This window comes from Limnohabitans sp. Jir72 (assembly GCF_003063575.1).
GTDB lineage: Bacteria > Pseudomonadota > Gammaproteobacteria > Burkholderiales > Burkholderiaceae_C > Limnohabitans_A.
This window is the reverse complement of sequence record NZ_NESC01000005.1, coordinates 107,706-129,990: the sequence shown is the minus strand read 5'-3', so window position 1 is coordinate 129,990 and position 22,285 is coordinate 107,706. Positions and strand designations below refer to the sequence as shown.

Genomic DNA, 22,285 nt, shown 5'->3' with positions numbered 1-22,285 from the left:
ATGTTTGCTTCAGCGCAGACATTGTGTCCGGGCTCAAGCCTGCAAGCTGCGAAGAAGCTCCTCTGCGAGTCGGCACTCGCAGAGTCCGACTTATCATGACCCAAGCAATCAGCCGATCGCGCAGGCGGTGATGCGTGAGTTGCCGATGTCCAGGCTGCTCAGGGCGACGGCTTCGCCGCTACTTTGCATGGCGCTGTTTTTGACCAGCACGATTTCGGCCACGATGGAGATGGCGATTTCGGCCGGTGTTTTGGCACCCAGGCTCAGCCCCACGGGGCCATGCAAGCGCGCCAAGGCTTCTTCGCTCAGGCCAAAGTGCTCGGCCAAGCGTACTTTGCGGGTGGCCTGGTTGCGTCGTGAGCCCAAGGCGCCGACGTAAAACGCTTGGGAATTGAGGGCTTCGAGCAAAGCCATGTCATCGAGTTTGGGGTCGTGCGTGAGGGCAATGACGGCGGTGTGGGCATCGGGCTCAATGGCCACCACCACGTCGTCGGGCATGCCCATCACGCGGGTCACATGGTTCATTTGCAATGTGGCCGCATATTCTTCGCGTGGGTCACACACCAATACCTCAAAATCGAGCGACTGGGCCATCTGCGCCACGGCCTGGCTCAGTTGCCCTGCGCCAATGAGCAGCAGACGCCATCGCGGGCCAAACAAGGTGGTCAATGTGATGCCGTCAAACGCCAGGGCGTCGCTGCGGCGGGCATCGCTCAGCGTCACCAAGCCGTCCTTCAAGGACAGCGTGCGAGCGACCAGCTGATGGGCGCTGGTGCGCTTCAAAATCTCTTCAATCCAGCCTGTGTCTTGCACAGGTTCCTGCACCAGGCGCAAGGTGCCGCCACACGGCAGGCCAAAGCGCGAGGCTTCTTCTTTGGTCACGCCATAGGCGACCATGGACGGGTGCTTCAGATGTTCGTACTCACCGGCCTTGATGCGGGCGATCAGATCGTCCTCCACACAACCGCCAGAGACCGAGCCGCTGACCACACCGTCGTCACGCACAGCCAGCAGGGCACCGGGGGGCCTGGGGGCGCTGCCCCAGGTTTCCACCACGGTGACCAGGGTCACACGGTGGCTGGCCTGTCTCCAGGCCAGCACGTCGGACAAAACACGTAAATCCAGACTTTCCATCCGACGCTCCGTGGGCTCAGGCGGTGCGCAATGCGTCGGCCGTGATGGGCAGACTGCGAACCCGCTTACCTGTCAACGCGGCCACTGCGTTGGCAATGGCAGGCGCAGCCACGGCCGTGCCGGGCTCGCCGATGCCGCCAGGCTTTTCAGTGCTCTTGACCAACACGATGTCGATCTGGGGCGACTCGTACATGCGCACAGGCTCGTAGCTGTTGTAGTTGGTCTCTTGCACGCGCCCATTGACCATGGTGATCTGGTGCTTGAGCACCGCACCCACGCCGAAGGCAATGCTGGACTGCAACTGGGCTTCCACCGTATCGGGGTTGACCATGTGGCCCACGTCGGCGGCCACGGTGACTTTGTGCACGCGAACGCTGCCGTCCTTGTTCAGGCTGACTTCGGCGACTTCGGCCAAGTAGCTGTCGTAGCCTTCCATCAAGGCAATGCCGTGGGCATGGCCCTTGGGCAGTGGCTTGCCCCAGCCCGCTTTTTCGGCGGCCAGTTTCAGCACGTTGGCATAACGCGTTTTGCCAGCCAGCATTTTCATGCGGTAGGCATAAGGGTCTTGACCTGCGGTTTTGGCCAACTCGTCAATGAAGCTTTCGTTGGCGAAGGCGTTCATGCTGTGGCTCACGGCGCGCCAGTAACCGACGCGAACACCGGTGTCGTGGATGATCAAGTCGTGCTGAGTGTTGGGGATGTTGTAGCCCGTGACAGCGGCTTCAGCCATGAAGGGGTCCAGCGTGTCTTTGGGCAGACCAAAAGCACGTTGCGTGACCGACTGCGAAGCCACCTTGAAGTGCATGGCGACAGGCATGCCGTTGGCGTCCAGACCGGCCTTGAGCTGGTTGACACCGGCAGGACGGTAGTAGTCATGCATCATGTCTTCTTCGCGTGTCCACAAGAGCTTGACGGGCTTGCCCACGGCCTTGGAGATTTCCGCAGCTTGCACCACGAAGTCCAGCTCCAGACGACGACCGAAGCCGCCACCGAGGTAGGTGGTTTTCAGGGTGATGTCTTCAGGCTTGGCCTTCAGGGCGGCAGCCACAGCGCCTTGTGCGCCTTGCTGGAACTGGGTTGGGCCAATCAGCAGAATCTTGTCGCCTTGCACATGGGCCGTGAAGTTCATTGGCTCCAGGGGGGAGTGCGATTGCATGGGCGAGACGTATTCGGCTTCGACCACTTTGGCTGCGCCCTTGAGGGCGGCGGCCACATCACCTTGGGGCTTGGTGATCGCGATGACTTTGCCAGACTTGGCCGCCTGGCGCGTGCCGTCGATGACGGAGGCTGTGCTCAATGCGGCACCTGCACCTTCGTCCCACTGTACCTTGACGGTTTCCATGGCTTTTTTGGCGCGCCACCAGGAGTCAGCCACCACGGCCACACCGTCGCTGATTTGCACCACGGCCTGCACGCCGGGCATGCCCTTGGCTTGTGCGCCGTCAAAACTCTTGACCTTGCCGCCAATCACTGGGCATTGCTGCACGGTGGCGTAAACCATACCCGGCAACTTGACGTCGATACCGAATTCGGCCGTGCCGTTGGTCTTGGCTGGGGTGTCTACGCGCTTTGTGCGCTTACCCACGATGCGGAAATCTTTGGGGTCCTTGAGGGCGGGCTTCTCGGGCACGGGCAACTTGGACGCGGCACCGGCCAAAGAGCCGTAAGTGGCTTTCTTGCCGTTGGGGCCCAGCACCATGCCTTTGTCGGCCTTGAGTTGGCTGCGGTCTACGTTCCATTCGGCAGCGGCGGCCGAGATCAGCATTTCGCGCACTTGCGCACCGGCGATGCGGAGTTTTTCCCAGCTGCCGCGTACCGAGGTGGAGCCCCCGGTGATCTGTGCGCCGAGCAAAGCGTTCACATAAACCGCACCAGGAGGAGCGTCGGTGACCTTGATTTGGCTCATGTCCACGTTCAGCTCTTCAGCCACCAGCATGGGCATGGAGGTGTAGACGCCTTGACCCATTTCGGAGTGGGCGCTCAGGATCGTGATGGTGTTGTCATCAGCAATGTGCACCCAAGCGTTGGGCGTGTGCAAAGTGCCTGCGGCCATGGCCTGGCCCAATGTGCCTGGCAGGGTGACGGCCATCAGCAAGCCGCCGGAGCTTGCTGCACCGGCTTTCAGAAATGAGCGACGAGAGGTTGATGTATTGATCATGTGAAGTCTCCGGCGGTTCAGGCTTTGCGCATCGTGGCGGCAGCATCTTTGATGGCGGCGCGGATACGGGGATATGTGCCACAGCGGCAAATGTTGCCGCTCATTGCGTTGTCGATGTCGGCATCGCTGGGGTTTTTGTTTTTGGCCAGCAAGGCGGCTGCACTCATGAGTTGGCCGGACTGGCAGTAACCGCACTGGGGCACATCGTGCTTGATCCAAGCCACTTGCAGAGGGTGCGTGTTGTTCTTGGACAGACCTTCCACGGTGGCCACTTTTTTGCCAGAGACGGTGCTCAAAGGCGTCTGGCAAGAGCGCACGGCCTCACCATTGACATGCACGGTGCAGGCACCGCAAAGGGCTGCACCACAACCAAATTTGGTGCCCGTCATGCCCAATTCGTCGCGCAATACCCACAACAACGGGGTATCGGTTTCGGCATTGGCCTGGGCGGGCTTGCCATTGACTTGGAAATTCACGCTCATCAAAGTCTCCTCAAAGCGGTGTTGTTTACAGACCCTCTCACAATGACTCAAAGTTGGGCGAATTCCATTCCACGTAAACCCTTGCTTTCAGGGCTCGATGCTTCATATTTGCAAAATGCGACAGTTTTCACGCTTTTCCCCGTATGAGATTTTTTGCATAGCGGTGCGCAACCGGTTGGCAGACAAAGGGTTCTTTTGAGTTACAGCCCCCCCGGCACAAGGCTGCAAGTTCTACTTGAGGGGCAAAATCAACAACATGCTTCACAGACTTCATTCATGACCCCACAACCCCCCCCCCACTGGCAAGCGGTCACCACCGTACCGGACGGCTTGGGCGAATCGCCGTTTTGGCATCCACAAGAAAGCCGACTGTACTGGGTGGATATTCCCGGTCGCAGGCTGGCGCGCCTGACGATCAAGGGGCAGATGCAAGCGCATGGCGCTGTTGAATACTGGCCCATGGCCGAAGAGCCTGGCTGCATCGCGCCCGTGCAGGGCGGTGGTTTGATCGTCGCTCGGCGTGACGGCATTTATTTGGCCCGTGAGTGGGGGGGAGCGCTGCAACAAGTGACCGCAGCGCCTTATGACAGCACCAAACAGCGCTTCAACGACGGCAAGTGCGACGCCCAAGGGCGCTTTTGGGCAGGCAGTCTGTACGAGCCCAAAGGCCAAGCGCTGGGCGTGCTTTACATGCTGGACGGCCAAGGCCTGCACACCATGATGGGCGGCGCGCAGGATGGCGTGATCACAGCCAACGGGCTGGCTTGGTCACCCGATGGCCGCACCACCTATTGGGCCGATACGGCCGCCCACCAGGTAAGGGCGTTTGACTTTGATGCGACCACTGGCCAATTGAGCGCCGGGCGCGTGTTCCATCAAATGAGCCCCAAACCCGCTGACTGGGCCTGGGGTGATGAGGCGCCCTACGCAGGCCGCCCTGACGGCGCCGTTGTAGACAGCGAAGGCTGTTATTGGAGCGCCCAATACGAAGGCCAACGTCTCCTTCGCTTGTCGCCTCAAGGCAAAGTGTTGACCGTAGTCAAAACCCCGGTGCCCTGCCCCACCATGCCTTGCTTTGGCGGCCCGGACCTCAAGACCCTGTTTATCACCACATCCCGCCAAGGTCGCAGCCCGCAAGAGTTGCTGCAGCACCCCTATGCGGGCTGCCTGTTTGCGATGCGGATGGATGTGGCGGGGTTGGGGGTCAACAGCTTTGTCGCGAAGTGACGAGTATGGTCATTGACCAGTGATGTTCATGCTGAGGGTTTTGGCATGAGGGGTGAAAATTTGAGCGTGGAGATTTTTGCATTTCAGCAAGTGCACCATTCTTGCTCTTTGGAACACTTTTCGACTTGATTGCAGAGAGAAAATTCGCTCGAATGTCGCATCCGAGATGCGTCATGCCGTCGCGTTCATCACCAGACTGTTGTTTTACAGCTGTACAGCACCGTCTTTGCGACCTAAGAATGGTCTTAATAATTTGCAAAAGCGAATGCCAAATGACCGCACAGTGGGCTTCTTTTTTGTCCTCAGCGGGTACTTCGGTGGTGAACTGAAGGCAGTGTCCGGGTGGGGCCGACAAGATGGGTCGGCCCCACGCCATCGCTCACGTGTACTGGCACCTTCAGCTGCGCATCAGGGCTTAGGCCCCCAGGGTGCAGACAGCATCAGTTTGTTGTTTTGTTCGCGGATCAGCGGGCGGATCTTGGCGGCAAAGGCCATGAATTCAGGGTCGCTGAACACACCTGCCCAAAATGCGCGGCGGTCGGCGTCGTCGTCAAACTTCCAGATGTGGATCAGTTCGTTGAGGGCGCCGATGTCGCCCGTGAAATAGCCCACCAGTTTTTGCGGGTGCTTGGCCAGTGCCGGCCAGCCTTCGTTGGTGTAAAGGGCGGTCAGCTCGCCCATCTTGCCAACGATGGCCGAGTAGGTGCGCAGTTCATAAATGGCCATAGGGGCTTTCTATAAGGGTGGATCAAAGCCTATGGTTGTAGACAAGTTTTCATGAAATGCGACTTGGGACAAACCCTTTCAGGCCCCTTCCGGCACGATCTTCGCCCGTGCAATCACGGGTTTCCAGCGGGCCTGTTCCTGCTTGATAAAGGCTTCAAATTCTGCGCGGGTGTTGCCCACGGCCAGGGCGGTGTCCTGGCTGAGTTTGTCGCTGACGGCCTTGCTGCGTGCGGCCTTGACGGCTTCTTGTTCTAGCCGGTCGATGTGCGCCTTGGGCCATTTGCTGGGGGCCAGCAGGCCGTACCACTGCGTCATCTCGAAGCCCTTGTAGCCTTGCTCGGCCACGGTGGGCACATCGGGCAGTTGTGGCAGGCGTGTGCTGGTGCCGGTGGCAATGCACCGCAGCTTGCCCGCCTTGATGAACTGCAGCAGCGCGGGTGCGCCCACAGCGGCCGCTTGCAAACGGCCGGCCATCAGGTCGGTCAGCATGGGGCCGGTGCCGCGGTAAGGCACATGCAACATGAAGGTGTCGGTGGCCATCTTCAGGTATTCAAAAGCCAGGTGCCCTGCGCTGCCGTTGCCCGCCGAGCCGTAGTTCAGCTGGCCGGGTTTGGACTTGGCATAGGCCACGAATTCCTTGAGGTTCTTGACCGGCAGGTCGGGGTGCACCACATACAGGCTGGGCACTTTGGAGATCAGCGTGATCGGCACAAAGTCCTTGTTGGCGTCATAGGGCAGCTTGGGGAAGATGTAGGGGTTCACCGCCAGCGTGCCGATGTGGCCCAACACCAGGGTGTGCTCGTCGGTGCTGCCCGCCACTTCCTGCATGGCGATGTTGCCCGCTGCACCGGGCTTGTTGTCCACGAACACGTTCTGGCCCAGACCCTTGGCCATTTCACCGGCCACGGCGCGGGCCACGATCTCGGAGCTGCCACCGGGGGCAAAGGGCACAACCAGACGCATGGGCTTGTTGGGCCATGTATCGGCCTGGGCCAACCAGGGCGTTGCCGACAGCGCGGCGGTTTGTGTCAGCCATTGGCGGCGGGTGGTCGAAGCGTACATGCAGATCCTTGGTCAGGTCTGCACATACTAACTGGCACCGCAGTGGGTCCAGCTCGCGGGCGTTCACAATGGCGGCAAACCACCGAGCTTTGACCCATGAGCACAGATCAAGTCCCCTTGCAGGCCGCACAATTGAAAGCACTGGCCCAAAAGCCGTCCCGGGACTGCACCTGCGGCATGGGCGCTTGCGCCGCGTGGGAGAGCGTGCCCGGCCAGCGCTGGCCTGCAAAGCACGTGACGCTGTTGGGCAGTTTGTGGTCGGCCGACCGCTTTGGCCCCGAGCCGACCTACGAGGAGTTCCACCCAAACAAGACCCGCTACGACTCGGCCGATGCGCCGATTGCGCCGGCGTTTTTTCCGTACAACCGCTGCGATGTGTTTGGCTGTGGAGCCTGCGGCCGGGTGCTGCTCAAGTACACCGAGTACGGCGGCTACTACGTCGATGACCGCGTGCGGGCGGTGCAGGCCGACTTGGTCGTTGCCCACAACAAAGCCCCTGAGAACGATCGCGCATCCTGAGGGGCTTGGTCTGTGTATGACCCGGTGTGCCGGGTCTGTGGCTCAGTGGATCACTGGGCTGCCACGGCTTCAATCGAAATGTCGATGCGCACTTCGTCACCGACGTAAGGGGCGTATTTGCCCGCATTGAACTCGGTGCGCTTGATGGTGGTGAAAGCGTTGGCGCCCAGAGCAGGCTTTTTCATCATGGGGTGTGGCATGGCTTGGAAGCCGGTCACGGTCAAAGTGACGGCCTTGGTCACGCCCTTGATGGTCAGGTTGCCTTCGATAGACTTGGGCTTGTCGCCTTCAAACACCACTTTGCTGGACTTGAAGGTGGCCTTGGGGAATTTGGCGGTGTCCAGGAAGTCTTCGCCCTGGATGTGACCGTTGAAGTCCACCGAGCCGGTGTTGACCGAGGTCATGTCGATCTCGATGTCCACCGAGCCCGTTTTGGCTTCGGCGTCAAACACCACTTTGCCGCTGGTTTTGCTGAAGCTGCTCAACTGGGTCGAGTAGCCAAAGTGCACATACGAAAAACGCGGGAAGGTGTGGTTCGCGTCCACGTTGTAAGTCACCGGTGCGGCCAGTGCCGAGCCAGTGGCGACCGATGCGAAGGCCAATGCGGCGGCGAGTTTTTTCAAAGATGTCATGGGTTGTACTCCGTTGGGTTGAAATTCATTTGCCCGGTTGGGCGGTGAGGGAAAAATTGACTTGGATGTCATTGGCCACCACATCGAACTTGGCCCACATGCCTTCGCCGATGTTGAAGTCGCCGCGCTTGAGCGTGAAGCTGCCACTGAGCACACCGTCTTTGCCTTGCGCGGTGTGCTTCATGGGGAACTTCACCTCGCGGGTCTGGCCCTTGATGGTCAGGCTGCCGGTGACTTCGTATTGGTTGAGCGCGGTGGGCTTGAACTGCTTGGCCACAAAGCTGGCTTTGGGGAATGCGGCAGCGTTGAACCAGGACTTGGTGACGACTTCGTCATCGGCCTCGCTCGATCCAGCATCCACGCTGGCCAGTTCCACGTCAAAGCTGGCTTTGGCGGCATCGGCTTTGGCGGGGTCAAAGTTGACTTGTGCGGCGAATTTCTTGAAGCGCCCGTCGATGCTCACGCCCATTTGTTTGTAGCTGAACGTGACACTGCTTTTGGCGGGCACGATGGTCTGGTAAGGGGCGGCTTGTACCTGCAGGGACAAGGCGGTGGCGGCGAGCGCCAGGGTTTTGAAAATGTTCATGGTGTTCTCAGTGCTTGGTGCTGCGGGGCAACATGCGGCGCAGTGTGTCATCTTTGTGGACAAAGTGGTGGAAGGCTGCGGCCAGCGCATGACCGATGATCAAGAGCAACAAGCCGATGTTCAAGGCCTCGTGCAGTTCAGTGAGCGATTTGCCCAGCGCTTTGTCTTTGCCGATCAGGTCCGGAATGGGCAGCACGCCGAACCAGACGGTTTGAAAGCCCTTGGCCGAACTCATCAACCAGCCGCTCAAAGGGATGGCGATCATCAGCGCATACAGCATGAAGTGCCCTGCATGCGCGCCCCATTGCATGAGGGGCGACATGCTGCTTGGCAAGGCCGGTGGACGGTGCGTGATGCGCCAAGCCAAACGCACCCAGACCAGCACAAAGACGGTGACGCCAGCCCATTTGTGCCAAGAATACAGCTGCAATTTGTCGGGCGACAAGGGCAGGTCGCTCATGTAAAAGCCCAAGGCCAGCAGGCCAAAGACCATGAGCGCCATCAGCCAGTGCAGGCTTTTGGCAAGAGGGGTGTAGTGGGTGTTCATCGTGTGTCCTGTTCAGTGGAAAGTGTAGCCATCCATGGCGATCACATGGTCACTGATACCGCGAAAAAAAGCCTCTGGCTGTGCGCCATCGCCCGCAGCGCCTAAAGCGGTGAACAAAGGCAGCAAGTGCTCGTCGGTGGGGTGGGCGCGTTGGCCAGATGCTTGTTGGCGGTAGTTCAGCAAAGCGGACACATCGCGCTGCACCATGTGGGTGTGGACCCAGTCGGCAAACGCCTGCACATAGGCGGGCGTGGCGCCGCCTTGCATGCTCACCGTCATGAAGTCGCGCAGGTTGTGCGTCACATTGCCCGAGGCCACGATCAGGATGTTCTGCTCGGCCAGTGTTGCCAGCGCCTGGCCCACGCGCAAGGCGTGTGCCGGGCCCAGATGGCTTTGAACCGACAGGGGGACGATGGGTATGTCGGCATCCGGAAACATTTGGCGCAAGGGCGTCCAAGCGCCGTGGTCCAGGCCGCGCTGGGCGTCTTGCGCGGCAGGCAAGCCTGCGGCCTGCAAGGCGGCGACCACCTGCTCAGCGGCTTCGGGGCAGCCGGTGGCGGGGTATTGCATTTGGTACAGGCGTGGGTCAAAGCCACCAAAGTCGTGGAGGGTCTCGGGCCGGGTGGCAAAGCCCACGGTGGGCTCGGCGGTTTCCCAGTGCGGGCTGACCACCACGATGGCGCGGGGCGTGCCCAGCTGAGGCACCAACTGGCTCATGGCCGCACCCGCAGCACCGGGGTTCAGGGCAAACATGGGCGAGCCGTGGGGCACAAAAAGGACAGATCGGGGGGTGGACATGGGTGCTTTCGCTTTCGATGGGGTGACTGTAGGTCTTGCCCATGATTAGAAAAAGTAGTCAATGCGCAAATACTTGTTGCAAAATTAGCAACAATGGACAAACTCGATGCAATGCAAACCTTCGTGCGCGTGGCCGAAGCGGGCAGCTTCACCGCCGTGGCCGACCAGCTGCAGGTGGCGCGCTCGGTCATCACGCGCCAGATCGCAGCACTTGAAAAGCAACTGCGCGTCAAGCTCATCACGCGCAGCACCCGCAGCCTGACGCTGACCGCTGCCGGGGCGGCCTACCTCGAAAAGTGCCGCGTCATCCTCAACATGGTGGATGCTGCCGAGGCCAGCTTGGACGAAGAAAAAGCCGTGCCGCGCGGGCGCATCCGGCTGGGCTTGCCGCTGAGCTTTGGCTTGCAGCGGCTCATGCCCTCGCTGCTTCAGTTCGCCAAGTTGCAGCCGCACATCGAGCTGATGATGGATTTCTCGGACCAGCGCGCCAACCTGATTGAAGAAGGCATCGACCTGTCGATCCGCATCACCGCCGATTTGCAGCCGGGCGACATCGTGCGGCACCTGGGCGATTGCCGCTTGCTCACGCTGGCCTCGCCCGGCTATTTGTCAGAGCATGGTCAGCCGCTGCACCCCGACCAATTGCGGCACCACGAATGCCTGATCTATTCCATGACCATGAACGCCGCTACCTGGGCCTATGCCGATGCGGGGCAGGTCAGCGCTTTTGCGGTGCGTGGCCGCATCCGGTCTAACAATGGTGTGGCGCTCACGCAAGCGGCCGCACAGGGTCTGGGCATCACGCGCCAGCCGGACTTCATTGCCGAGCCCTTTTTGGCGCGCGGCGAGGTGCAAGAGCTCTTGCAAGACTTTGCCCCGCCCCCGTTGGGCATCTATGCGGTGTTGCCCAGCAACCGCTACATCCCGCACCGGGTGAACGTGCTGATCGAGCACTTGGCCAAGTCCTTGCGGCCTTGAGCGTGTCCCGTGCTTGACGCACGCCAGACCCATTTCGGACACAATGCGCCCACTGCCGATGCAGGCATTCATTAGGACAAGACCATGACATACCCCAACACCCAGCTTTTCATCAATGGCCAATGGTGCGACGCCGAAAGCGGCCGCACCCTGCCCGTCTTCAACCCCGCCAACGGCACCGAGATTGGCCGCTTGGCCCACGCCGGTGTGGCCGATCTGGAGCGTGCCGCCCAAGCCGCGCAAAAGGGCTTTGAGATCTGGCGCGACACGCCCGCCAACGAGCGCAGTGCCATCATGCGCAAAGCCGCCGCCCTGATGCGCGAACGCGCACCGAAAATTGCCGAGCTGCTCACACAAGAGCAAGGCAAACCCCTGGGCGAAGCCAAGGTCGAAGTGATGTCGGCGGCCGACATCATCGAATGGTTTGCCGAAGAAGGCCGCCGTGTGTACGGCCGCATCGTGTCGCCGCGCAACATCAACGTGCAGCAAAACGTGCTCAAGCAGCCCGTGGGCCCTGTGGCCGCTTTCACACCTTGGAACTTCCCGGTCAACCAGGTGGTGCGCAAGATGTCCGCCGCCTTGGCCACCGGTTGCTCGATCATCGTCAAAGCGCCCGAAGAAACCCCTGCATCGCCCGCCGAGCTGATCCGCGCCTTCCAAGACGCCGGCGTGCCCGAAGGCGTGATTGGCTTGGTCTACGGCACACCGTCCGAGATTTCCAACTACCTGATCGCGCACCCCGTCATCCGCAAAATCACTTTCACCGGCTCCACGCCTGTGGGCAAGCAGCTGGCGGCCTTGGCCGGTCAGCACATGAAGCGCGCCACCATGGAGCTGGGCGGTCATGCCCCGGTGATCGTGGCCGAAGACGGCGACATCGCTTTGGCGGTCAAGACGGCGGGCGCGGCCAAGTTCCGCAATGCCGGTCAGGTGTGCATCTCGCCCACGCGCTTTTTGGTGCACCACAAAGTCGCTGAAGAGTTCTCGCAACTGATGGCGGCGCATGCCCAGTCGCTCAAGGTGGGTGATGGCTTGGTGGCCGGCACGCAAATGGGCCCCTTGGCCAACGAGCGCCGTTTGGTGGCCATGCAAGCGATCGTGCAAGACGCCCGCGCCAAAGGCGCCAAGGTGCTGGCCGGTGGTGAACGCATCGGCACCGAAGGTCTGTTCTTTGCGCCCACGGTCTTGTCGCATGTGCCGCTGGACGCCGATGTGGTGAACAACGAGCCCTTTGGCCCCATTGCCGCGATCCGCACATTTGAAAAGATCGAAGACGCCATCGCCGAAGCCAACCGCCTGCCTTTCGGTCTGTCGGGTTATGCCTTCACCAACTCGCTCAAGACCTCGCACCTGCTGAGCCAGCGCCTGGAAGTGGGCATGCTCTGGGTCAACCAGCCCGCCGCCCCTTGGCCCGAGTTGCCTTTTGGCGGCATCAAAGATTCGGGCTACGGCTCCGAAGGCGGCCCCGAAGCGCTGGACGCGTACCTCAACACCAAAACGGTCTCGATCTTCAACGCTTGAGCGAAGTCCGACCAACGGGTCGGGCTTTAAGTGCCAATCACGCCGCCGTCGATCTTGCGGATCACCACGTTCGCAGAGCGGGGGCGGCCATCGGGCTGGTGGTCGGGCCAGCTGGAGTATTTTTGTGGCTGCTTGGGGTCGCTGCGGTCGGTGGGCGTTTCACCCGGGTGCTGCACGCTGATGAACAGGTTGCGGCCGTCGGGCGTGAAGCTCACGCCGGTGATCTCGCAGTTGGTCGGGCCGGTCAAAAAGCGGCGAACTTCTCCGGTGGCCGTGTCGCAGGCCAGCATCTGGTTGTTGCCGATGCGGGCGAACTCGCCCTTGTACATCTGCGTGGCGTGGGCATCGGTCTGGATCCACAGCAGGCCGTTGGGGCTGAAGCCCAAGCCGTCCGGGCAGCCCAAGATGTCGCCCTTCACATTGCCCTTGGCTTCGGCCCGTTCGTTGGCCGGGTCACCGGCCAGCAGCAGGTGGTTCCATTCAAAGTTCATGCCGTCAAAGTCCCCGGCTTCACGCCAGCGGATGATCTGGCCCATGCTGTTGTTGGCCCTGGGGTTGGCCGCGTCCACACCGGGCTTGCCCGGTGCGCCGCGTTGGCTGTTGTTCGTCAGCGTGCAATAGACCCAGCGTGAAGCCTTGTCGATGGCCAGCCATTCGGGACGGTCCATCTTGGTGGCGCCCAGCAAGTCACTGGCTTGGCGGGCTTTGATGAGCACCTCGCCCTGATCGGCAAAACCGTTGGCCGCCGTCAAGGGGCCTTGGCCGTGCACCAGCGGCAGCCACTGGCCCTGGCCGTTGGCATCAAAACGGGCCACATGCAGCGTGCCTTCGTCCAGCAGATGGCGGTTGGCTTTGGCGCCGCCGGGCTGCATGCGGCCAGAGCTCACGAATTTGTAGATGTATTCAAATCGGGCGTCTTCGCCCGAATAGACCACGGCGCGTTGGTCTTGCGTGAGGGCCACCCAAGCGCCCTCGTGCGCGGCGCGGCCGAGAGCCGTGCGCTTGACGGGGGTGCTGGTCGGGTCCATCGGGTCCACCTCGACCACCCAACCAAAACGGTTGGCTTCGTTGGGGTTTTGGGTGGCATCAAAGCGCGGGTCGAAACGTTCCCAGCCGTACAGGCCTTTTTCGTTCATGCCCCAGCGCTTGTGGTGGGCGCTGATGTCTTTGCCGCCGCCGAAATAGAACATCCAGTTTTCTTCGCCCGACAAATACGTGCCCCAAGGCGTGGCGCTGCTGGCGCAGTTGTTGAGCGTGCCCAGTGTGGTGCGGCCTTGCGGGTCGGCGGCGGTGCGCAGCAGGTAGTGGCCTGCGGCGGGGCCTGACATGTCAAACGGGGTGTCCATGGTGAATCGGCGCGCGTAGGCGGATGGGCGCACCATCTCCCAAGCTTGGCCATTGAACTTGACTTCATAGACCGACAGGCCGTGCGCGTTTTGCGACTTTTTGACCTTGGCCGCGTTCATCGGTTCAAAGCCGTCGGGGTGCAGCAAGCCGTCATCGGTGTACTCGTGGTTGAGCGCGATCAGGCCGTGGGTGGACGAACCGTTGATCGGGAAGAACGCCAGGCCGTCGTGGTGCATGCCCAGTTGCACCGCCTGGTCGGCCGCGCTGTTGCTGCCGTCAGTGCGAAAGGCCGGCATGTTGCCTGCGATGCCCACCGGCTCACCCCAGCGGGCAATCACCTGCGCCACGTAGCCGGGCGGCACCACCAGCGCATCGGTCTGGCCCGGCGGGATGGCGGTGAAGCCCAAGCGCGCTTGGCCTGCGCCTAAGTTGGCGCAGCCCGCCAAAGGATGCAACAAGCCCAGCAAACTGGCCAGGCCCGCACTTTTCATCACGGTGCGGCGGTTCAGTGGCAAGGCCGCGATCTGGTCGTGGATGGAGGCGTTGCCAGAACGGTTGCTGTCTTCCATGGTGGAGAAGTCTTTGGACATGCGGGGCTCCTGCTTTTTCAAATCAAGCCGAAAAGATAACCCAGGTCAGTGACCGTTGCGTGAATGCACGCGACTTGGGGCGTTGGCGTACCGACGAGACGCGGTGGCTATCGGACCATGGGGCCCTGAAAGGATCCACCCATGCACCCCTCACTTCATTGGCTGAGCGCCGTCATGCTGGCGATCCCGCTGGCCGCTGCAGGGCAAACATCGGCGGCGCTGGGCCGGGCCGATTTTCGGGACAACTGCGCCAGTTGCCACGGCAAGGCGGGCCAAGGCGATGGGCCGCTGAGTTCTTGGCTGGTCAAGCCGCCGACCGACTTGCGCACCATCGCCCAGCGCAATGGTGGGCGATTCGAGGAAGACCGACTGGCCGAGCTGATCGATGGCCGTTGGTCGGGTGACGGTGGGCCGCACGGCTGGCGCGACATGCCGGTGTGGGGGCAGGTGTTCAAACAACGCGCCATGACGCAGCCGGGCGATTCGCCCCAAACGGCGGAGTGGTCGGCCCAAGACCGGATCCAATCTTTGCTGATGTTCCTCAAAACCCTTCAACTGCCCTGAATGACTCAAGGGCTGCTGGTCTGGATGCGCTGAAGGTCAAAGCCGTTGGCGGCCAGTTTGTCGAGCAGGCTTTGGTAAGTCGCTGCGGGCAACTCGGGCGTGCGCGAGAGGATCCACAAATACTCACGGCTGGGCTCGCTGACCACCACCCATTGGTATTGCGGGTCCAGGTCGATGATCCAGTAATTGCCCCACACCAAGGGAATGAAGGACAGCCACGAGGGCGCAAAGCGCACCTGCAGGCGGGGCGAGTTGGCGCGGCCGATTTGGCGCGCCTGGCCCAGGGCCTCGCTCCACTCGCCTTTGGCGGTTTTGCAGCGGTTGAGCACCTGCACCTGGCCATCGGCTTGCAGGCTGTAGGTGGCGCTGGTGCTGCTGACGCATTTCTTTTGGAACCAGTTGGGGTACTTGGCGATCTCGTACCAGGTGCCCATGTAGCGGGGCACGTCCACCGAAGGCACCGTCGCCAAAGGCGCGGGTTGCGCCCAGGCGGCTGCGGCCATCAGTCCCAGGCAAGCGGCCAGGGCCAAGCGCTTGGCGCTTGTCAGGCGGGCCATCACACCACGATCGGGTTCAGCGCCCCGTCCATGCTCATGCAAATGCCGGTGATGTAACTGGCCTTGGACGAGGCCAAAAAGACGACCGCGTTGGCGATCTCTTCGGGCTCGGCCATGCGGCCCATCGGGATGCGGGCCACCGCTTGGGCCATGGCTTGCTCGGTGCTGATGCCTTGGTTGCGGGCATCGGCCACCATGCCTTCTTGCAGGCGGTCGGTGCGCGTCAGGCCGGGGTTGATGGCGTTCACACGGATGCCTTGGGGGCCATAGGCGGCAGCCAGTCCGACACTGGCCAGCATCAAGGCCGCATTGGCTGCGCCACCGGGCAGGTGGATCGGGCTGGCCACTTTGCCGCCGTTGCCCACCACGTTGACCACATTGCCGGTGCCCCGTGCGGCCATGCGCTGGATGGCGGGGTTCATCATGTGGATGTAGGTGAAGTACTTGGCTTGCATGGCGTCCTGCCACGCCTCGGGGGTCAGCTCGGGTGCGGGGGTGCGTTTGGCAGCGCCTGCCGAGTTGACCAGCACATCCACCGGACCCAAGGCGGCTTCGGCCGAGTCGAGCGCCATCAGGGCCGCCTGCGCGTCGCGCAGGTCGGCGGCCACGGTGTGGATGCGGTCCGATGCAAATTGGGTTTGCAAGCTTTGACGGGCCTTTTCCAGGTTGGCGGTGTCACGCGAGACAAGAGACACCTTGGCGCCTTCTTGCAAGAAGGCCTGCGCGCAGGCCAAGCCAATGCCTTTGCTGCCGCCGGTGATCAGGATGTGTTGGTTGTGAAGCTGGAGATCCATGGGGTACCTTTTGCAGTGAATGGGGTTAAGTGGTGCTGCGCAAACCTTTGATCAGGGGCTGCGCCAAACGCTCGCCTACTTGTTGCCAGAAGGCCGGGTCTGCTCGGCGAATGCGCACAATGGCATTGCCCATGTGCGCAGCGGCGGCTTGGCGCGCTTGGTCGGCATCGCCCGCTTCCACCGCTGTCACGATGGCCAGGTGTTCGGTTTGCACGTCGTTGGCAAAGTCCACGTGGCGTGCTTCGTTGGCACGGGTGACTTCGGTCACGCCATGCAAAAACTGCCCCAGGTACTCCAGCGTTTGCAGCAAAAAAGGATTGCGGGCTGCATCCGCGATGGCGCGGTGGAACCTCACATCTTCGGTCACCCCGTTGCGACCGGCTTGCACCGCATCGTCCAGGGCTTTGACGGCTTGGCGAATGGCGCGCACATCGGCGTTGGTGCGCCTTTGCGCGGCCAAGGCGGCCACTTCGGCTTCCAGCGCACGCCGCACTTCGACCATCTGGATGACGGCCTCTTGTGAGGCGGCCAGCTGGGCCTCGAAGTTCAAAGGCGCAAACGGCAGGTGCTGGTTGACAAACACCCCGCTGCCCTGGCGCGAGTCCACCAGCCCCAGCGATTTGAGGCGCGAGACCGCTTCGCGCACCACCGTGCGGCTGACCTGAAACTGCTCGACCAGGCGCGCTTCGGTGGGCAGCTTGTCGCCGGGCTGCAGGCGGCCTTGCTTGATTTCGGCGGCCAATTGCTCGGCCACCTGATCGGACAGGCGTGCACCGCTGGAGACGGGGGTGAAGTGTTGACTCATGGGGTTGTCATACAAAGAAACAAGTCAAAGCATAGCCGCAGTGGTTTTTCTTTGCTGAGCGTCAGGCGACAGCGCTGAAGTTGGGATCGATTTTTTGGTTTTTAAAATTACGGATAGGTAAATTGATTTATCAATGGTAAATTACGGGTTTTGCACCCAGGGGTGCTTTTTCACACTGCCGGAGACCACGCATGGGTGCTTACGTCAACCCGATTTATCCGTACAAATCGTCCACCGAATGGATGACGACGCCACCGCAGCGCAAGCCTTTGATCGTGATTGGCGCTGGGCCTGTCGGACTGGCTGCGGCCATCGATGCCCGCTTGCAAGGTCTCGAGGTGCTGGTGCTGGACGACGACAAAACCGTCTCGGTCGGCTCGCGGGCGGTGTGCTACGCCAAGCGTTCGCTCGAAATTTTGGACCGCTTGGGCATTGCCGACGAGGCTTGCGGCTTGGGCGTGAGCTGGAACATTGGCCGTACCTTTTTGGAAGAAGACGAGGTGTACCAGTTCAACCTGGTGCCCGATGCCGGTCACAAGCGCCCGGGCATGATCAACCTGCAGCAGTACCACGTCGAGGAAATGCTGATTGCCCGTGCACTGGAGTTGGGTGCCGACATCCGCTGGCAGCACAAGGTGACCGCCGTCACGCGCCACGATGACCACGCCACGCTGACGGTGGAAACCCCCGAAGGCACGTTTGACATTGAGGCCGATTGGCTGGTGGTGGCCGACGGCGCGCGCAGCCCGATCCGCCGCCATTTGGGTTTGGACATCGAAGGCCGCGTGTTCCAGGACCGCTTTTTGATCGCCGACGTGATCATGAAAGCCGACTACCCGGCCGAGCGCTGGTTCTGGTTTGACCCACCGTTTCACCCCAACCAAAGCGTGCTGCTGCACAAGCAAAGCAACAACGTCTGGCGCATCGACTTTCAGCTGGGCTGGGACGCCGACCCCGAGGAAGAAAAGAAGCCCGAAAAAGTCATCCCGCGCCTGAAGGCCATGCTGGGTGACGAGCGGCCGTTTGAGCTGGAGTGGGTCAGCATCTACACCTTCCAGTGCCGCCGCATGACCGACTTTCGCCACGGCCGCGTGCTGTTTGTGGGCGACGCGGCGCACCAGGTCTCGCCTTTTGGCGCACGCGGGGCCAATTCGGGCTTTCAGGATGTGGACGATTTGATGTGGAAGCTGGCACTGGTCATGAAGGGCCAGGCCGGTGACAAGTTGCTCGACACCTATGCACACGATCGCCAGTTTGCGGCCGACGAAAACATCATGAACTCGACGCGCTCGACCGACTTCATCACGCCCAAGAGCCGCACCAGCAAGACCTTTCGCAACCAGGTGCTGGCGCTGGCCAAGCACCACCCCTTTGCGCGCAAGCTGGTCAACTCGGGTCGTTTGTCCATGCCGTCTTTCTTGACCGACTCGGTGCTCAACACCCCCGATACCGACGCCTTTGAAGGCCAGATGGTGCCCGGTGCACCGATGGACGACGCACCCGTGCAAGTGAACGGACAAGATGCCTGGCTGCTCGATCAGGTGGGCAAAGGCTTCCAGTGTCTGCTGTTTGTCGATGCCGCTCCCACCGCCGAGACCTTGGCCACCTTGCAAGCCTTCCAGCAAAGCGCCGTGCCAGTGAACACCTTGATCGTGTCACCTGTCGCGCTGAGTGTGCCGGGCTGGACGGTGGTGCTTGATGTGCAGGGCTGGATGGCCAAGCGCTACGACGCCCAAGTCGGCACGGCGTATTTGCTGCGCCCTGATCAGCACGTGCTTGCCCGCTGGCGCCAACTCAATCCAGCGGCCTTGCAAGCGGCTGTGGCCCGCGCCATTTGCAAAGCCTGAGGAGGATGGACATGAACACGTCTGCACTGAAAACCGATCCCAACTTTCACGAGGCGGGCCGCCGCTTCTTCCGTGACTTTTCGCCGGGTGATGAGTTTTACGAACACCTGATCGACGCCCACAACGGCTTGAGTGACGAGCAAAGCGAAGCACTCAATGCCCGCTTGATCCTGTTGTTGGCCAATCACATTGGCGATTTGAAAGTTTTGCGCGAGGCTTTGCAACAAGCCCGCGCAGCTGGCTGAAACCCTGAGCAAGGAGACCCCTATGAAAATCAACCGCATGCACCACGTGGCATACCGCTGCAAAGACGCCAAGACCACGGTCGATTGGTACGTCAAAAACCTGAACATGGATTTTGTGCTGGCGATCGCCGAAGATCTTGTGCCTTCGACCAAGGCACCCGATCCCTACATGCACGTCTTTCTGGATGCGGGGGGAGGCAACGTGCTGGCATTTTTTGAGTTGCCCAATGCACCCGAGATGGGGCGTGACACCAACACGCCCGAGTGGGTGCAACACATCGCCTTCCAGGTCGACAGCCTGCAGGCGCTCGAAGAAGCCAAGGCGCAATTGCAAGCCAACGGCGTGGAGGTGCTGGGCCCGACCAACCACACCATTTTCAAGAGCATTTACTTTTTTGACCCCAATGGCCACCGCCTGGAGTTGGCCACCGATGTGGGCACACCCGAGATGTACCAAAAGCTCGACGAATGCAAATGGGACATGCTCGAAGAGTGGAGCAAAACCAAGCGCGCGCCCAAGCACGCCGCGTGGATGCACGATCAGGAATTCACCGCTTGAGTTGGGTGGCGGGTGCGGCTTGCGCCCGCCGCATTTCAGCTGCGCTGCAATTTGAAGACCGCCGTGCCCGCCATCAGGTTGGGCAAGACGCGCACTTCCTGGCCATGTTGCAGGCCGAATGAATCGAGCACTTGCAGCTGGTTCTTGCGGGCCAGGTCGGCAAAGTCGGCATAAGTGCCTACGCGGATGTTGGGCGTGTCGTACCACTGGTAAGGCAAGCGCTTGGTGACCGGCATGCGCCCGCGCAACACGCTCAGGCGGTTGAACCAGTGCCCGAAGTTGGGGAAGGCCACGATGCCGATCTTGCCCACTCGGGCGGTCTCGCGCAGCATCACCTCGGCGTTGCGCAGGTGTTGCAGCGTGTCGATCTGCAGCACCACGTCAAACGACTGGTCGGCAAAGACCTTCAGGCCTTGGTCCAGGTTGAGTTGAAGTACGTTCACGCCGCGTTTGGCGCAAGCCAGCACGTTGGCGTCGTCCAGCTCCACACCGTAGCCGGTGCAACCGTTGTGCTCTTGCAAATGGGCCAACAGGGTGCCGTCGCCACAGCCCAAGTCCAGCACGCGTGCGCCGTGCGGCACCAGGCGTGCAATGGCTTGCATGATCAAGGGGTCGCTCATGCGGCACCTCCGCTGTTGGGCGTCAGGGTTTGGGCGATTTGTTCAAAGTAGGCGCGCACGAGGTTCATGTACCTTGCATCGTCGAGCAAGAAGGCGTCGTGGCCGTGCGGTGCGTCGATCTCGGCGTAGCTCACGTCGCGGCGGTTGTCGATCAGGCCTTTGACCATTTCGCGGCTGCGCGCGGGCGAGAAGCGCCAATCGGTGGTGAAGCTCACCAGCAAGAATTTGCAGATGGCGCGCTCCAGGGCTTGCGACAGGTCACCGCCAAAGGCGCGCGCCGGGTCGAAGTAGTCGAGCGCCCGAGTGATCAGCAAATAGGTGTTGGCGTCGAAGTACTCGCTGAATTTGTCGCCTTGGTAGCGCAGGTAGCTTTCGATCTGGAACTCCACGTCTTGTGTGGAGTATTTGTAGCCGGTGGCGCTGTTCACGGCATTGCGCAGCTCGCGTCCGAACTTCTCGTTCATCACATCGTCGCTCAGGTAAGTGATGTGGCCGATCATGCGGGCGATGCGCAGGCCGCGCTTGGGCACCACGCCGTGCTCGTAAAAGTGGCCGTTGTGAAAGTCCGGGTCGGTCACGATGGCGCGGCGCGCCACCTCGTTGAAGGCGATGTTCTCGGCGTTCAGGTTGGGGGCGCTGGCCACCACCACCGCGTGTTTCATGCGCTCGGGGTACTGCAGCGTCCAGCTCAAGGCCTGCATGCCGCCCAAGCTGCCGCCCATCACGGCAGCCAGTTGTTCAATGCCCAAGGCGTCGAGCAAGCGGGCCTGAGCGTTGACCCAGTCTTCCACCGTGACCACCGGGAAGTCGGCGCCGTACACACGGCCCGTGTCGGGGTTGACGTGCATGGGACCGGTGGAGCCAAAGCAGGAGCCCAGGTTGTTCACGCCAATCACGAAGAATTTGTCGGTGTCCAGCGACTTGCCCGGGCCAATCATGTTGTCCCACCAGCCCACGTTGTTCGGCTGGTCGGCATAGACCCCTGCCACATGGTGCGAGGCGTTCAGCGCGTGGCAGATCAGCACCGCATTGGACTTGTCGGTGTTGAGCGTGCCGTATGTTTCGTAGCTGAGCGAATAGCCACGGATGGACGCACCGCTTTGCAAATGCAAAGCGGCTTCAAAAGTCATCGACTGTGGTGTGGCAATCAAGCGCATGGCGAAAATGAAAAAACCCGATAACGCTGAAGAAGCGATACCGGGTTGGGCTCTACCTCTTTAGCTGCATTTTGGAATCGTCTGGATTCCTGCGCCCGCAAGCTGGAGCAAATCGGCGCAATCCAAGTATAAATCAGCCCCAGCCCAGCAGTGCTGCAGCCCCCAGCACGGCAAAAATGACCGCCGACACAATATGGACCATGCGCAGCGGCACACGCTTCGTGATGGCATCGCCCAGCCAAACCACTGGCGCGTTGGCCAGCATCATGCCCAGCGTGGTGCCGGCCACCACGGTGAACCACGCTTGGTACTGCGCGGCCAGCATCACGGTGGCGATCTGGGTTTTGTCGCCCATCTCGGCCAGAAAGAAGGCCACCACGGTGGTCAAAAACACGCCCATGCGCGGCGCGTCGCCGCCCTTTTCGTCGTCCAACTTGTCGGGGATCAGCATCCACACCGCCATGACGATGAACGAGCCGCCCAGCACCCAGCGCAGCACATCGGGGCCCAGCACGGTGGTGACCCAGCTGCCCACGGCACCGGCCAGGCCATGGTTGGCCAGCGTGGCCACCAGAATGCCCAGCACGATGGGCCAGGGCTTGCGAAAACGCGCGGCCAGCACCAGCGACAGCAATTGCGTTTTGTCACCCATTTCGGCCAAAGCCACGATGCCGGTAGAGACGAGGAAAGCTTCCATGAGTGTGTGTTGACGCAGCCCATGTCCGCGCGCAAAAGTAAAACCTGATCTTACGAGACGCAGACGTGCAATCTTGGTGCTTCCGGCGGCAGGGTGCACCGAATAAGGCCGCGCGGTGGGTGTTGGCATCAAG

General features: G+C 61.4%; 24 protein-coding genes. 8 read left to right on the top strand and 16 right to left on the bottom strand.

Annotated elements, in window-relative coordinates:
• Window positions 1–108: 108 nt before the first annotated feature.
• The 3 genes from B9Z52_RS08610 to B9Z52_RS08600 are packed head-to-tail and all read right to left on the bottom strand — an operon-like array spanning window position 109 to window position 3,774.
• Complete coding sequence (locus B9Z52_RS08610; protein WP_108413445.1) at window positions 109–1,134, bottom strand: XdhC family protein; 1,026 nt, start codon at window positions 1,132–1,134, stop codon at window positions 109–111.
• 16 nt (window positions 1,135–1,150) lie between these two features.
• Window positions 1,151–3,292, bottom strand: a complete 2,142-nt coding sequence (locus B9Z52_RS08605; protein WP_108413444.1) for a molybdopterin cofactor-binding domain-containing protein — start codon at window positions 3,290–3,292, stop codon at window positions 1,151–1,153.
• 17 nt (window positions 3,293–3,309) lie between these two features.
• The gene (locus B9Z52_RS08600) at window positions 3,310–3,774 is read right to left on the bottom strand and encodes a (2Fe-2S)-binding protein (RefSeq protein WP_108413443.1); all 465 of its coding nucleotides are present in this window, start codon (window positions 3,772–3,774) and stop codon (window positions 3,310–3,312) included.
• 276 nt (window positions 3,775–4,050) lie between these two features.
• On the opposite strand from B9Z52_RS08600, the gene B9Z52_RS08595 reads away from it, so the two are divergent.
• Window positions 4,051–5,001, top strand: a complete 951-nt coding sequence (locus B9Z52_RS08595; protein WP_108413442.1) for an SMP-30/gluconolactonase/LRE family protein — start codon at window positions 4,051–4,053, stop codon at window positions 4,999–5,001.
• Window positions 5,002–5,409: 408 nt separating this feature from the next.
• Here the strand turns inward: B9Z52_RS08595 and B9Z52_RS08590 are convergent, their stop codons facing one another.
• Entirely contained in the window at window positions 5,410–5,727 is a 318-nt protein-coding gene (locus B9Z52_RS08590; protein ID WP_108413441.1) for an NIPSNAP family protein, read from the bottom strand.
• A 78-nt stretch (window positions 5,728–5,805) separates the two neighbouring features.
• Window positions 5,806–6,789: a tripartite tricarboxylate transporter substrate binding protein gene (locus B9Z52_RS08585; RefSeq protein WP_108413440.1), complete on the bottom strand. Its 984-nt coding sequence runs from the start codon at window positions 6,787–6,789 to the stop codon at window positions 5,806–5,808.
• Between the two features lie 96 nt (window positions 6,790–6,885).
• Here B9Z52_RS08585 and B9Z52_RS08580 point away from each other — a divergent pair, with 96 nt between their 5' ends.
• Entirely contained in the window at window positions 6,886–7,308 is a 423-nt protein-coding gene (locus B9Z52_RS08580) for a hypothetical protein (protein WP_108413439.1), read from the top strand.
• 50 nt (window positions 7,309–7,358) lie between these two features.
• On the opposite strand, the gene B9Z52_RS08575 is transcribed toward B9Z52_RS08580, so the two are convergent.
• The 4 genes from B9Z52_RS08575 to B9Z52_RS08560 are packed head-to-tail and all read right to left on the bottom strand — an operon-like array spanning window position 7,359 to window position 9,871.
• Window positions 7,359–7,931 (bottom strand): YceI family protein, encoded by a 573-nt coding sequence (locus B9Z52_RS08575; RefSeq protein ID WP_199222071.1) that lies wholly within the window; start codon window positions 7,929–7,931, stop codon window positions 7,359–7,361.
• Between the two features lie 34 nt (window positions 7,932–7,965).
• On the bottom strand, window positions 7,966–8,526 hold the full coding sequence (locus B9Z52_RS08570) for a YceI family protein (RefSeq protein ID WP_108413437.1): 561 nt from the start codon (window positions 8,524–8,526) through the stop codon (window positions 7,966–7,968).
• A gap of 7 nt (window positions 8,527–8,533) precedes the next feature.
• Window positions 8,534–9,073, bottom strand: a complete 540-nt coding sequence (locus tag B9Z52_RS08565) for a cytochrome b (RefSeq protein ID WP_108413436.1) — start codon at window positions 9,071–9,073, stop codon at window positions 8,534–8,536.
• Between the two features lie 12 nt (window positions 9,074–9,085).
• Window positions 9,086–9,871: a class III extradiol ring-cleavage dioxygenase gene (locus B9Z52_RS08560; RefSeq protein ID WP_108413435.1), complete on the bottom strand. Its 786-nt coding sequence runs from the start codon at window positions 9,869–9,871 to the stop codon at window positions 9,086–9,088.
• A gap of 93 nt (window positions 9,872–9,964) precedes the next feature.
• On the opposite strand from B9Z52_RS08560, the gene B9Z52_RS08555 reads away from it, so the two are divergent.
• Both B9Z52_RS08555 and B9Z52_RS08550 read left to right on the top strand, forming a co-directional pair.
• Entirely contained in the window at window positions 9,965–10,849 is an 885-nt protein-coding gene (locus B9Z52_RS08555; protein ID WP_108413434.1) for a LysR family transcriptional regulator, read from the top strand.
• Between the two features lie 84 nt (window positions 10,850–10,933).
• On the top strand, window positions 10,934–12,370 hold the full coding sequence (locus tag B9Z52_RS08550; RefSeq protein ID WP_108413433.1) for an NAD-dependent succinate-semialdehyde dehydrogenase: 1,437 nt from the start codon (window positions 10,934–10,936) through the stop codon (window positions 12,368–12,370).
• Window positions 12,371–12,396: 26 nt separating this feature from the next.
• Here the strand turns inward: B9Z52_RS08550 and B9Z52_RS08545 are convergent, their stop codons facing one another.
• Window positions 12,397–14,307 (bottom strand): PhoX family phosphatase, encoded by a 1,911-nt coding sequence (locus B9Z52_RS08545; RefSeq protein ID WP_108413432.1) that lies wholly within the window; start codon window positions 14,305–14,307, stop codon window positions 12,397–12,399.
• A 141-nt stretch (window positions 14,308–14,448) separates the two neighbouring features.
• Between B9Z52_RS08545 and B9Z52_RS08540 the strand changes: the two genes are divergently transcribed.
• Window positions 14,449–14,871, top strand: a complete 423-nt coding sequence (locus tag B9Z52_RS08540; protein WP_108413431.1) for a cytochrome c — start codon at window positions 14,449–14,451, stop codon at window positions 14,869–14,871.
• A gap of 5 nt (window positions 14,872–14,876) precedes the next feature.
• On the opposite strand, the gene B9Z52_RS08535 is transcribed toward B9Z52_RS08540, so the two are convergent.
• The 3 genes from B9Z52_RS08535 to B9Z52_RS08525 are packed head-to-tail and all read right to left on the bottom strand — an operon-like array spanning window position 14,877 to window position 17,027.
• Entirely contained in the window at window positions 14,877–15,428 is a 552-nt protein-coding gene (locus B9Z52_RS08535; RefSeq protein ID WP_108413430.1) for a lipocalin family protein, read from the bottom strand.
• A complete protein-coding gene (locus B9Z52_RS08530) occupies window positions 15,428–16,222 on the bottom strand; it encodes an SDR family oxidoreductase (RefSeq protein ID WP_108413429.1) in 795 nt (264 codons plus the stop codon). Before B9Z52_RS08530 ends, B9Z52_RS08535 begins: the two co-directional genes overlap by 1 nt.
• 25 nt (window positions 16,223–16,247) lie before the next feature.
• Entirely contained in the window at window positions 16,248–17,027 is a 780-nt protein-coding gene (locus B9Z52_RS08525) for a FadR/GntR family transcriptional regulator (RefSeq protein ID WP_108413428.1), read from the bottom strand.
• A 191-nt stretch (window positions 17,028–17,218) separates the two neighbouring features.
• Between B9Z52_RS08525 and B9Z52_RS08520 the strand changes: the two genes are divergently transcribed.
• Genes B9Z52_RS08520 through B9Z52_RS08510 form a run of 3 tightly spaced genes read left to right on the top strand, consistent with a single transcriptional unit; the run spans window position 17,219 to window position 19,678 of the window.
• Complete coding sequence (locus tag B9Z52_RS08520) at window positions 17,219–18,874, top strand: FAD-dependent oxidoreductase (protein ID WP_108413427.1); 1,656 nt, start codon at window positions 17,219–17,221, stop codon at window positions 18,872–18,874.
• An 11-nt stretch (window positions 18,875–18,885) separates the two neighbouring features.
• On the top strand, window positions 18,886–19,119 hold the full coding sequence (locus tag B9Z52_RS08515) for a DUF2783 domain-containing protein (protein ID WP_108413585.1): 234 nt from the start codon (window positions 18,886–18,888) through the stop codon (window positions 19,117–19,119).
• 22 nt (window positions 19,120–19,141) lie between these two features.
• Window positions 19,142–19,678, top strand: coding sequence for a VOC family protein (locus B9Z52_RS08510; RefSeq protein ID WP_108413426.1), 537 nt, complete (start codon window positions 19,142–19,144; stop codon window positions 19,676–19,678).
• Window positions 19,679–19,713: 35 nt separating this feature from the next.
• Here B9Z52_RS08510 and metW read toward each other — a convergent pair whose 3' ends face one another.
• The 3 genes from metW to B9Z52_RS08495 all read right to left on the bottom strand — a co-directional run bounded on the left by metW (window position 19,714) and on the right by B9Z52_RS08495 (window position 22,152).
• Window positions 19,714–20,298 carry a methionine biosynthesis protein MetW gene (metW, locus tag B9Z52_RS08505; protein ID WP_108413425.1) on the bottom strand — a complete coding sequence of 195 codons (585 nt, stop codon included), beginning with the start codon at window positions 20,296–20,298 and terminating at the stop codon, window positions 19,714–19,716.
• Window positions 20,295–21,455 (bottom strand): homoserine O-acetyltransferase, encoded by a 1,161-nt coding sequence (locus tag B9Z52_RS08500; protein ID WP_108413424.1) that lies wholly within the window; start codon window positions 21,453–21,455, stop codon window positions 20,295–20,297. The genes metW and B9Z52_RS08500 overlap by 4 nt, the downstream gene beginning before the upstream one ends.
• Before the next feature lie 133 nt (window positions 21,456–21,588).
• Window positions 21,589–22,152 (bottom strand): TMEM165/GDT1 family protein, encoded by a 564-nt coding sequence (locus B9Z52_RS08495; RefSeq protein WP_108413423.1) that lies wholly within the window; start codon window positions 22,150–22,152, stop codon window positions 21,589–21,591.
• Between the last annotated feature and the right edge of the window lie 133 nt (window positions 22,153–22,285).

Bases quoted from the DNA above. Each gene is read 5' to 3' on its own strand.
- B9Z52_RS08610 (WP_108413445.1), bottom strand. From the start codon at position 1,134: ATGGAAAGTCTGGATTTACGTGTTTTGTCCGACGTGCTGGCCTGGAGA.
- B9Z52_RS08605 (WP_108413444.1), bottom strand. From the start codon at position 3,292: ATGATCAATACATCAACCTCTCGTCGCTCATTTCTGAAAGCCGGTGCA.
- B9Z52_RS08600 (WP_108413443.1), bottom strand. From the start codon at position 3,774: ATGAGCGTGAATTTCCAAGTCAATGGCAAGCCCGCCCAGGCCAATGCC.
- B9Z52_RS08595 (WP_108413442.1), top strand. From the start codon at position 4,051: ATGACCCCACAACCCCCCCCCCACTGGCAAGCGGTCACCACCGTACCG.
- B9Z52_RS08590 (WP_108413441.1), bottom strand. From the start codon at position 5,727: ATGGCCATTTATGAACTGCGCACCTACTCGGCCATCGTTGGCAAGATG.
- B9Z52_RS08585 (WP_108413440.1), bottom strand. From the start codon at position 6,789: ATGTACGCTTCGACCACCCGCCGCCAATGGCTGACACAAACCGCCGCG.
- B9Z52_RS08580 (WP_108413439.1), top strand. From the start codon at position 6,886: ATGAGCACAGATCAAGTCCCCTTGCAGGCCGCACAATTGAAAGCACTG.
- B9Z52_RS08570 (WP_108413437.1), bottom strand. From the start codon at position 8,526: ATGAACATTTTCAAAACCCTGGCGCTCGCCGCCACCGCCTTGTCCCTG.
- B9Z52_RS08565 (WP_108413436.1), bottom strand. From the start codon at position 9,073: ATGAACACCCACTACACCCCTCTTGCCAAAAGCCTGCACTGGCTGATG.
- B9Z52_RS08560 (WP_108413435.1), bottom strand. From the start codon at position 9,871: ATGTCCACCCCCCGATCTGTCCTTTTTGTGCCCCACGGCTCGCCCATG.
- B9Z52_RS08555 (WP_108413434.1), top strand. From the start codon at position 9,965: ATGGACAAACTCGATGCAATGCAAACCTTCGTGCGCGTGGCCGAAGCG.
- B9Z52_RS08550 (WP_108413433.1), top strand. From the start codon at position 10,934: ATGACATACCCCAACACCCAGCTTTTCATCAATGGCCAATGGTGCGAC.
- B9Z52_RS08545 (WP_108413432.1), bottom strand. From the start codon at position 14,307: ATGTCCAAAGACTTCTCCACCATGGAAGACAGCAACCGTTCTGGCAAC.
- B9Z52_RS08540 (WP_108413431.1), top strand. From the start codon at position 14,449: ATGCACCCCTCACTTCATTGGCTGAGCGCCGTCATGCTGGCGATCCCG.
- B9Z52_RS08535 (WP_108413430.1), bottom strand. From the start codon at position 15,428: ATGGCCCGCCTGACAAGCGCCAAGCGCTTGGCCCTGGCCGCTTGCCTG.
- B9Z52_RS08530 (WP_108413429.1), bottom strand. From the start codon at position 16,222: ATGGATCTCCAGCTTCACAACCAACACATCCTGATCACCGGCGGCAGC.
- B9Z52_RS08525 (WP_108413428.1), bottom strand. From the start codon at position 17,027: ATGAGTCAACACTTCACCCCCGTCTCCAGCGGTGCACGCCTGTCCGAT.
- B9Z52_RS08520 (WP_108413427.1), top strand. From the start codon at position 17,219: ATGGGTGCTTACGTCAACCCGATTTATCCGTACAAATCGTCCACCGAA.
- B9Z52_RS08515 (WP_108413585.1), top strand. From the start codon at position 18,886: ATGAACACGTCTGCACTGAAAACCGATCCCAACTTTCACGAGGCGGGC.
- B9Z52_RS08510 (WP_108413426.1), top strand. From the start codon at position 19,142: ATGAAAATCAACCGCATGCACCACGTGGCATACCGCTGCAAAGACGCC.
- metW (WP_108413425.1), bottom strand. From the start codon at position 20,298: ATGAGCGACCCCTTGATCATGCAAGCCATTGCACGCCTGGTGCCGCAC.
- B9Z52_RS08500 (WP_108413424.1), bottom strand. From the start codon at position 21,455: ATGCGCTTGATTGCCACACCACAGTCGATGACTTTTGAAGCCGCTTTG.
- B9Z52_RS08495 (WP_108413423.1), bottom strand. From the start codon at position 22,152: ATGGAAGCTTTCCTCGTCTCTACCGGCATCGTGGCTTTGGCCGAAATG.